The sequence below is a fragment of the Desulfococcus sp. genome (assembly GCF_050178255.1).
Classification (GTDB): domain Bacteria; phylum Desulfobacterota; class Desulfobacteria; order Desulfobacterales; family Desulfococcaceae; genus Desulfococcus; species Desulfococcus multivorans.
Map to the genome: position 1 here is coordinate 1 of NZ_JBFXGG010000123.1, position 8,491 is coordinate 8,491.

Consider the following 8,491-nt stretch of genomic DNA (forward strand, 5'->3'; position numbering starts at 1 on the left):
GACAGGATCGGCGTCGGTCTTGCAGTTCACGACGAGCGCGGCCGCATTTTCTCGGCCGACCTCGACTTGGCCCGCTACCCGCTTTCAATGGACAGTGTCAAAAGAAATTTACTGAAAAAGCCTGCAATGACCGCCTTTATCGTGAGCGGCATCTATTATGAGGCATTGCGGATTTTTCTGAAAGGGGTGCCCTACATCCCCTACCGGAGCAAGGAGGAGATGATATGAAAGCCGCCGAGATAAATGACAATTTAAATACTTGCAAAGGCGTTTCATCAGAGTCGAACATATCTGTAACGGACAAATGGGCGCGGTCCCTGGTCTTGAAGATGCTGGATCGCATCCAACACGGCCGGATCGTTTTGACCGAGGGGGATGATCAGCGGATTCTGGGGCGGGCGCAGGGCGTGACGGCGCGTATTACGGTGCGCCACCCCGGATTTTACGGCAAACTGCTCTTCGGCGGGTCCATCGGCGTTGGCGAGGCGTATGTGGACCATCTATGGGACTCGGAGGATCTGGTAGCGCTCGTCAGGCTCATGGCCCTCAACACAGAGCAATTGAATAAGATGGAGCGCGGTTTCGCCTGGCTTTTGCGTCCATTTCAGCTGTTTTCCCATTATCGAAACCGTAACAGCAGGCGGGGCGCAAGACGCAATATCCTGTCCCATTACGATCTGGGCAACGATATGTACAAGAGCTTTCTGGATCCGACAATGATGTACTCGTCGGCCATATATCCCCAAAAGGAGAGCAGTCTGGAGGATGCTTCGCTGAACAAGCTGGATGTCGTCTGCCGCAAGCTGGATTTGAAACCGACGGACCGCGTCGTCGAGATCGGGGCCGGCTGGGGAGGGTTCGCCATATACGCGGCCCGCAATTACGGCTGCCGCGTCACGACGACCACCATCTCCGACGCCCAGTACGAGGAAGCGGGCAGGAGGATCGCCGCATCGGGATTGGCGGATAGAATTACGCTGCTGAAACAAGATTACCGGGATCTCACCGGCCGGTACGACAAACTGGTCAGCATCGAAATGATCGAAGCCGTCGGCCACAAATACCTGCCCGAATTTTTCAGGAAATGCGGCAGCCTGCTCGAGAAAGACGGCGTTATGCTCCTGCAGGCCATTACCATAGTGGATCAGCGCTACGATTCATACGTGCGTTCGGTGGATTTTATCCAGCGCCATATTTTCCCGGGCGGCAGCGTGCCCTCCAATCACCGCATGATCGATCTCATCGCCCGCGAAACAGACATGGTGGTGCGCCATATGGAGGATTTCGGGCGCCACTATGCCAGGACCTTGAAAGATTGGCGAAGGCGTTTCGACGCCGCCTTTTCATCCTTGATGGAAAAAGGCTACGACGAGACTTTCCGGAGGCTTTGGGAATACTATTTCGCCTACTGCGAAGGCGGCTTTCGGGAACGTGCCATAAGCGTGGTGCATATCGTCGCCACCCGACCGGGAAACCGTAAATACGAGGTGGATTTATGAACACATTCGTAAATATCGCGATCTACCAGGTTGTCTGGTTTGTCTGCATCCGATACGGAAACATCGGAGGGATGATTTCGCTGCCGCTGCTGGCGATTCATCTGATCCTGTCCGACAAGCGCAAGGAGGACCTGAAGACAATGGGGTTGCTGCTCGTCGCCGGTATGATCATCGATGGGATCTTGAATGTCTCCGGATTTTTCGCGTTCGACCCGCCGGGCTTCCCCATCCCCCCCTGGCTGATGGTCATCTGGCTGGGACTGGCGACCCTGGTCCATCACAGTCTGGCCTGGCTGAAGTCCCGTTTGCTTCTTTGCGCTCTCCTCGGCGCATTGGGCGGTCCCATAGCCTATTGGTCGGGCGTACGAATGGGCGCTGCCGTTTTCAACTGGGAGCTTTTGCCGTCCCTGCTTGTCCTGGCGGCGATCTGGGCCTCTCTGTGGCCAGGTGTAATGTATCTGGCCGGCAACGCCGATTCGCGCAAACATATTCGCCAACGGCGAACGCCGGCCGGTCATACTGAACGCTGATCATTTACCGTGCACGGTGATAGGGGGCAACCTGTGTGTTCGCCCCCCTCCTGATGCGGGTTCGCTCATTGTGTCACGGGGCATGGCATCGGGGCCGACCATGCGGTATCGCGGCCGGCATGCGCGGTATCGGGGGGACACACGCCATCCGGGCCAACACGCGCCGTCAGGGCGGACACGCAGGTCCGCCCCTACATTGATTGGGGCGGAATCAACGTGGTCGGCATCCACACGAATCCATCATCGCACCGTGCAGGGGCGAACCTGTGTGTTCGCCCCTGCATCGATTGCGGCGTCCCCACAAAAAAAGGGGCTAACCGAAACGGCTAGCCCCTTGATTTCTATGGTGCCGGGGGCGGGAATCGAACCCGCATGGGCTTGCGCCCGGAGGATTTTGAGTCCTCTGCGTCTACCTGTTTCACCACCCCGGCGAAGACTTGACTCTTTTAGTTAAATTCTTGAGAATTGTCAACCCATTTGAGCGTGGTCTTGCGCGATTTTCAGAATCATTTCGGCCGGGACCGCGCCGTCTCTCAGGATCCGGGGGCGGTCTCCGGTCACGTCGACCACGGTGGAGCCGATGCCGCCTGCGAGAGGGCCGGCGTCCAGGATGAGATCCACGGCCGCGGCGATCCTTGGATCCAGACGGGGGATGTCGGCGCAGGCGGGCGTCTCGGAGATATTGGCACTGGTGCCGGTGATGGGATTGCCCGTCGCTTCCAGCAGCGCCTTTGCCGCCGGGTGTGCGCAGAGCCGGATGCCGATCTTGCCGGAAGCCGCGGTAAGCAACGGACAGACCCCGGCAGACGCCTCGAACACCAAGGTGACACCGCCGGGCCAGATCCGCGTCATGATCCGGCGGGCATAGGCCGGAACCCGCTCCGCGAACCGTTCCACATCGCTCATCCGGTGAACCAGCACCAGGATCGGCTTGTCCTTGGGCCGCAATTTGATATCGAAGACCCGACCGACCGCAGCCGGATCGCATGCGTCAGCCCCCAGGCCATAGAGGCAGCGGGTGGGGAACACCACGACCCCGCCCGATCGGATACGGGCGGCCGCCTCCCGGATCGACGCCCGAAAATAGGGATTGGCGGGATCCGCCGCGTCGATGCGCCGGGTCTCAGACAAATTTCGCCAGTTTCTCCGCTTTTGCCGCCACCTCCCGGGCCATGTCCACCTTGAACGCCGCCAGCAGGTCCGCCACGTCGGGATCCGTCAGGGCGATCATCTGGGCCGCCAGGATGCCGGCGTTCCGGGCGCCGGGCTTGCCGATGGAGACCGTGGCCACGGGGATGCCCGGCGGCATCTGAACTGTCGACAGGAGTGCATCCATGCCCTGGAGGCACGAGGAATCGATGGGGACGCCGATGACCGGCAAGGAGGTGTGGGCCGCCAGAACCCCTGCCAAATGGGCGGCATGCCCCGCTCCCGCAATGATAACCTGCATTCCCCTCTCCTGGGCCTGCACGGCGAAGGTCATGGCCTTTTCGGGACTCCGATGGGCCGATGCAACGGTCATTTCGTAGGGAATGCCGAACTTCTTCAGCATGGCGGCAGCCTCATCCATCACCGCCAGGTCCGAATCGCTGCCCATGACGATCCCCACCCTGGGGGCGATGTCGAAACGCTTGAGCGCTTTCATGCCGATATCCTTTCGGAAGTGGACATCCTTCCAGGAGATCTTGCCTGCGGCCTTGTAAGCCTTGGCGACGGCATCCTTGACCGTATCGCCCAATGCCGTAACGCCCAGCACTCGTCCGCCGGCGGTGGCGACGGCCCCCTTCTCGTCAATGGCGGTCCCGGCGTGGAAGACGAATACGTCCCTCATCCGGCGAACGCCGTCCAGGCCGGAGATGGGAAGTCCCTTCTTGTAGGATCCGGGATATCCGCCCGAGGCCATAACGACGCAGACCGTGGCCCGATCTTCGATGTCGAGGCGGCATTTGTCCAGGCGACCGTCGATCACGGCCTCCATCACCGGAACGATGTCGCTTTTCATCCGCATCAGAAGAGGCTGGGCCTCGGGGTCTCCGAAGCGGGCGTTGAATTCGAGGACCCGGACCCGGTCCCGCTCGATCATGAGGCCTGCGTAAAGGACCCCCTTGTAGGGGCGGCCATCGGCGGCCATGGCCTCGACCGTGGGGACCATGATCTCCTTCATGATCTTCCGGTGCATGAAGCGGTCGATGATCGGGGCCGGGGAGTAAGCCCCCATGCCGCCGGTGTTGGGCCCCTTATCATTGTCGTAGACGGGTTTGTGGTCTTGGGAAGAGGGCAGCGGCAGGACGGTCTTGCCGTCGGTGAATGCCAGAAAGGAGGCCTCCTCGCCGGTCAGGCACTCCTCCACGACGGCCCTGGCTCCGGCGTCGCCGAAGGCCCGGTCGACCATGACGCTTTTAAGGGCTTCCAGGGCCTCCTTTTCCGTTGCGCAGACGATGACGCCCTTACCGGCGGCCAGGCCGTCGGCCTTGACCACTACCGGCATACCGATCTTCCTGACAAAGGCCTCGGCTTTTTTGTAGCTGGTGAAGGTCTCGCCTTTGGCCGTGGGAATGCCGTAGCGCATCATCAGGTCCTTGGCGAAGGATTTGCTGGCCTCCAGTTCGGCGGCCTTGCGGGAAGCGCCGAAGATCCGGAGTCCGGCCGCCTCGAACGCATCCACGATCCCCCGGGAGAGGGGATCTTCGGGTCCCACCACCGTCAGATCGATCCGCTCCGACTGGGCGAAGGAAAGGAGTTTGTCGATATCCCCAGCCTCAATGGGAATGCACTCGGCCAAATCGGCAATGCCGCCGTTTCCGGGCGCGCAGTAGATCTTCCTGACCCTGGGGCTTTGGTGAATCTTCCAGACCAGGGCATGCTCTCTTCCGCCGCTGCCGATAACCAGGACTTTCATGTATACCTCCGTCGGGGGGCTCCACACGCGGCGGATCCCGGAATGTCAGCCGTCGTCGATTCAGGCTGTTATGCGATGTTGATGATCTTCGATACTCAGGGCGACGAGCCTGTCGAGAAGCAGGCTGAAAGAGAGCCCCGCCGCTTCGGCGGCACGGGGCAGCAGGCTGGTGGGGGTCATGCCGGGGATCGTGTTCGTTTCCAGAACGTAGAATTCGCCGTCCTTCAGGATGAAGTCCGTCCGACTGTATCCCCTCAGAAACAGGGCCTCATGGGCGATCCGGGCGCAGTGCTGGACCTTTTGGGTCAAAGCCTCGTCAATGCGCGCCGGGCAGATCTCCTGAGTCGCGCCCGCCGTGTACTTGGCCTCGTAGTCAAAAAATTCGTATCCGTCGCCGGGCAGGATTTCGATGGGGGGGAAGGATTCCAGCCGGTCGTTTCCGATGACGCCCACGGTGATTTCGAGCCCTTTGATGAAGGCCTCCACCATCACCGTTCGATCGTATCTGAACGCCTTTTCGATGGCGGCGGAAAGGGCGTCCCGGCTTTTCACGATGGACATGCCGATACTGGATCCGCCGCTCACGGGCTTGATCACCAGGGGCAGCCCCAGCTGTTCGATGCAGGCATCGACATCGATGGCGTCCCCGGCCCCCAGGCAGGCGTAGGGCGCCACCCGAAGACCCGCCTTTTCATACAGTCGTTTGGCGGCGAGCTTGTTCATGGCCAGGGCGCTCCCCAGAACGCCCGCCCCCTGGTAGGGAATGTGGAGGAGATCGAGCATCCCCTGCACGGTGCCGTCTTCGCCGTAGGGACCGTGAAGGATGATGAGCGCCGCGTCGATGGCGGGGGCGTCGGCCATGAGCTTCTGAAGATCCGTTTTGGGGTCGTACCGAAGAACCGTGTATTTGTCCTTGTCAAGGGCCTCGAACACCTGATTTCCGCTCTTCAGTGAAACGTCGCGCTCGGAGGAAATTCCCCCCGAGAGCAAAGCGATGGTCAGTTTCTTCATGAACAGGAATACCCCTCTATGATATGTTTTTTGGAGGTTTCATATTCTTCCAGCGTGATCAGATTTTTCTCGAAAAGGGTTGCGAGTTCGGTGAGTTCACGGACCCGGGAGGTGTCCGGCGCCGCCAGCTGCCGGGGGGAGACCGCGTCGTCATAGGCGATTGGGATGGCCCTGGCGCCGGGGCTTTCAACCTTCAGCGAGGCGATGCCTCCCAGGAAACTGACCTCGACACTGTTGCCGTTCAGCAGGGGCAGCCGGAGCAGCTCGGAAAAATTCCGCTGTTCCTGTTTCATTCGTTTGTAAACGCGATAGCCGGAATAGGTGACCAATGCCGTGCCGCCGATGAAGATCCAGAGCATGTATTGCACCATGCCCCGGAAAAACAGCACCAGGCACCCCAGCAACGCTATGAAGACCGCATGCAGAATCAGAATCAGGTAGGCGGCGGCAACCCCTTTGAAGAGCCCGACCTGTTCCTTCTGCGGACGATTTTTTTGCTTTTTCCCACGGGTTTTCATGGATAATGTATCCTTCGGAATAAATCAATCTGGGTTGTTTTTCGAGGGGACATGCCGGGTGGTGATCTGATCCGTGACCTTCCCCAGATATTTCTGGGGCACTTCGAAAACCACGTTGGAGTTCCGCATGGCGTTCAACTTCATGATCAGAAAATTGAGCTTCTTCATGACGTGATATTTTTCCGCCGTATCCGCCATGCCGGCCAGCAGGTCCTCGGTTTTGATGATCTCCTTTTTCAGTTCGATCTCCGGCGGAAGGCAGTCCGCGTTTTTCAAGATCTTGTGCGCCAGGCGGAGCTCTTCGGGGATATGACCGTCGTTTTCAAAAACCAGCGGCTTGCCGGAACCCGGCAAATTATCGAAATCTCCCTTGAGTTGGGCCGCCCGGATGCGTTCCTCGATAATCTTTTCAAAGCCAGTGAACATAATCTGTTTTCCACCGAATTTAAAGACTCAAATCGTCGGACGTGCCATGGGCGACGACCGGATGAATTTATTAATTATATCATCCAAAACTTTTTTTTCAAGAGCCAAAAAGCCGTCCGTAAAGACCCGGACGGCTTTCCTTCCCCGCCGATTCAGTGGCGGCTTCAGTCCAATAACCGAACGGATTCGGCCTCAGGAAAATCCGTGGCGCTGAGACAGTCGTTCAAACATCAGGGCCAACCCCGCCCCAAGCGAAAAAATCGACCCGATTTCAAGGTTGCCGGCCCCTTTTTCATCAAAAAAGGTGTTGAGACTCGAGGCCAAACCATCCTCGGGTTTCCAGTAACAGATCATCATGGGAAATTTGGGAAGCGGATGAAGCACCACGGAAATATCCGATTCGAACGCCTCCGCCACCTGACGTCCTCCGAAGATGTGAACCATGTCGTCGAAAAGGTCGGTGTAATGATCGGCCACCTGCTTCATGGCCGCTTCACAGCGTTTCTGGAAAAGCGGATACCGCTCCTGGCCTTCTTTCAGTTCCCGAAACGACACCCAGCGGCCCGACGGCGTAATCCCTTTCCCGTTCAGGACATAATCGAGAAACGGAATCGCCACCCAGGGATTGACGTGGATGTCCGCCGACAGATTTCCCGCGGCATCCACGCTGAAATCCTTGCCGAGCACTTTCAAGGTCAGACGTCCGTCGGAAAAACGTCCTCCAAGGCGCTCGGCCGCCGCCGAAAGGTCAGTCCGGGCGACCTGCTGTTTCAGATCCGCCAGATAGGCGTCCCGGTTCTGTTCGATGCTGTTTTCATGTTCAGACTTTTCTGAAAAGCGCTCGATGGTCTCTCGATCGAGCCTGGGGCACTCTTCGATGCTCCTTCGCCCCATGTAAACGGCGCCGGCAAAAGCCAGGCAGGTTTTCTCCATGCATTCCCTGCAATTGGATTTATCGAGCACCTGAAATATTTCCATGGCGTTTTTGGGTTTGGGCATTGAAACAACCTCCTTTCTTCCTCGGGCCGCGACCGCGACGAATGTCCGCGGCCAAAACCGTTTGCCGCCCTTCAAGCGAATACTATATTCATTTATAAACAATATCAAGATAATAAACTTCATTTTACCGCGGTTCACCCAAAAAACAGAAGCCCGGCGACCATCATCGCCGGGCTTCTGTTTTGGCGACCCGTCAGCTGGTGATGCTGATCTTTCGCGGCGTCGCTTTTTCAACCTTCGGCAGAACCAGCCTTAAAACACCGTTCGTGAGTTGGGCTTCGATCCTGCTTTGATCGATGACCTCCGAAAGGGTGAACTGCCGATAAAACTTACCGACGGCATATTCCTTGAGGATGTCCTGCTCGTTTTCCCCTTTGCCGGATACGACTTCGGCCGAAAGGGTCAGAATGTTCTCTCTCAGGTCGACGTCCAGATTATCCGTTGAAACCCCCGGCATATCCGCCAACAGGACAATCTCCTTGTCGGTTTCGAAGATATCCACCAGCGGGCTGAAAACCAGGCCCGGCCGAGTCTGTTCCGCTGGAACGTTGACCTCCTGTTTTTCTCTCACCTGGAGTTCTCTGGTTTCGCTCATCTTGTCCTCCTGTC

Annotated in this window: 10 protein-coding genes and 1 tRNA gene; 3 read left to right on the top strand and 8 right to left on the bottom strand. The window is 58.3% G+C overall.

Going from position 1 to position 8,491, the window contains the following annotated elements; all coding sequences use genetic code 11:
* The 3 genes from AB7S84_RS15005 to AB7S84_RS15015 form a co-directional block, all read left to right on the top strand.
* Positions 1–228: DUF1365 family protein (locus tag AB7S84_RS15005; RefSeq protein ID WP_428155439.1), on the top strand; the 228-nt coding region annotated here is incomplete at its 5' end.
* 101 nt (positions 229–329) lie between these two features.
* Complete coding sequence (locus AB7S84_RS15010) at positions 330–1,499, top strand: class I SAM-dependent methyltransferase (protein ID WP_428155441.1); 1,170 nt, start codon at positions 330–332, stop codon at positions 1,497–1,499.
* On the top strand, positions 1,496–2,029 hold the full coding sequence (locus AB7S84_RS15015) for a DUF2878 domain-containing protein (RefSeq protein ID WP_428155443.1): 534 nt from the start codon (positions 1,496–1,498) through the stop codon (positions 2,027–2,029). Before AB7S84_RS15010 ends, AB7S84_RS15015 begins: the two co-directional genes overlap by 4 nt.
* Before the next feature lie 344 nt (positions 2,030–2,373).
* On the opposite strand, the gene AB7S84_RS15020 is transcribed toward AB7S84_RS15015, so the two are convergent.
* The 8 genes from AB7S84_RS15020 to AB7S84_RS15055 all read right to left on the bottom strand — a co-directional run bounded on the left by AB7S84_RS15020 (position 2,374) and on the right by AB7S84_RS15055 (position 8,477).
* Positions 2,374–2,460 (bottom strand) — tRNA-Leu (locus tag AB7S84_RS15020).
* Positions 2,461–2,497: 37 nt separating this feature from the next.
* Complete coding sequence (locus tag AB7S84_RS15025) at positions 2,498–3,160, bottom strand: L-threonylcarbamoyladenylate synthase (protein WP_428155445.1); 663 nt, start codon at positions 3,158–3,160, stop codon at positions 2,498–2,500.
* Complete coding sequence (gene purD, locus AB7S84_RS15030; RefSeq protein WP_428155447.1) at positions 3,153–4,928, bottom strand: phosphoribosylamine--glycine ligase; 1,776 nt, start codon at positions 4,926–4,928, stop codon at positions 3,153–3,155. The genes AB7S84_RS15025 and purD overlap by 8 nt, the downstream gene beginning before the upstream one ends.
* A 60-nt stretch (positions 4,929–4,988) precedes the next feature.
* Positions 4,989–5,939, bottom strand: coding sequence for a D-alanine--D-alanine ligase family protein (locus AB7S84_RS15035; RefSeq protein ID WP_428155449.1), 951 nt, complete (start codon positions 5,937–5,939; stop codon positions 4,989–4,991).
* Positions 5,936–6,457 (bottom strand): hypothetical protein, encoded by a 522-nt coding sequence (locus AB7S84_RS15040; protein ID WP_428155451.1) that lies wholly within the window; start codon positions 6,455–6,457, stop codon positions 5,936–5,938. Before AB7S84_RS15040 ends, AB7S84_RS15035 begins: the two co-directional genes overlap by 4 nt.
* Positions 6,458–6,481: 24 nt before the next feature.
* Positions 6,482–6,883: a DnaJ family domain-containing protein gene (locus AB7S84_RS15045; protein WP_428155453.1), complete on the bottom strand. Its 402-nt coding sequence runs from the start codon at positions 6,881–6,883 to the stop codon at positions 6,482–6,484.
* Positions 6,884–7,075: 192 nt separating this feature from the next.
* The gene (locus AB7S84_RS15050; RefSeq protein ID WP_428155455.1) at positions 7,076–7,882 is read right to left on the bottom strand and encodes a DUF3786 domain-containing protein; all 807 of its coding nucleotides are present in this window, start codon (positions 7,880–7,882) and stop codon (positions 7,076–7,078) included.
* 193 nt (positions 7,883–8,075) lie between these two features.
* Complete coding sequence (locus tag AB7S84_RS15055) at positions 8,076–8,477, bottom strand: Hsp20/alpha crystallin family protein (protein WP_428155457.1); 402 nt, start codon at positions 8,475–8,477, stop codon at positions 8,076–8,078.
* Positions 8,478–8,491: the final 14 nt, after the last annotated feature.

Coding starts and splice junctions, on each gene's coding strand:
- AB7S84_RS15010 (WP_428155441.1), top strand. CDS start 330: ATGCTGGATCGCATCCAACACGGCCGGATCGTTTTGACCGAGGGGGAT.
- AB7S84_RS15015 (WP_428155443.1), top strand. CDS start 1,496: ATGAACACATTCGTAAATATCGCGATCTACCAGGTTGTCTGGTTTGTC.
- purD (WP_428155447.1), bottom strand. CDS start 4,928: ATGAAAGTCCTGGTTATCGGCAGCGGCGGAAGAGAGCATGCCCTGGTC.
- AB7S84_RS15035 (WP_428155449.1), bottom strand. CDS start 5,939: ATGAAGAAACTGACCATCGCTTTGCTCTCGGGGGGAATTTCCTCCGAG.
- AB7S84_RS15040 (WP_428155451.1), bottom strand. CDS start 6,457: ATGAAAACCCGTGGGAAAAAGCAAAAAAATCGTCCGCAGAAGGAACAG.
- AB7S84_RS15045 (WP_428155453.1), bottom strand. CDS start 6,883: ATGTTCACTGGCTTTGAAAAGATTATCGAGGAACGCATCCGGGCGGCC.
- AB7S84_RS15050 (WP_428155455.1), bottom strand. CDS start 7,882: ATGCCCAAACCCAAAAACGCCATGGAAATATTTCAGGTGCTCGATAAA.
- AB7S84_RS15055 (WP_428155457.1), bottom strand. CDS start 8,477: ATGAGCGAAACCAGAGAACTCCAGGTGAGAGAAAAACAGGAGGTCAAC.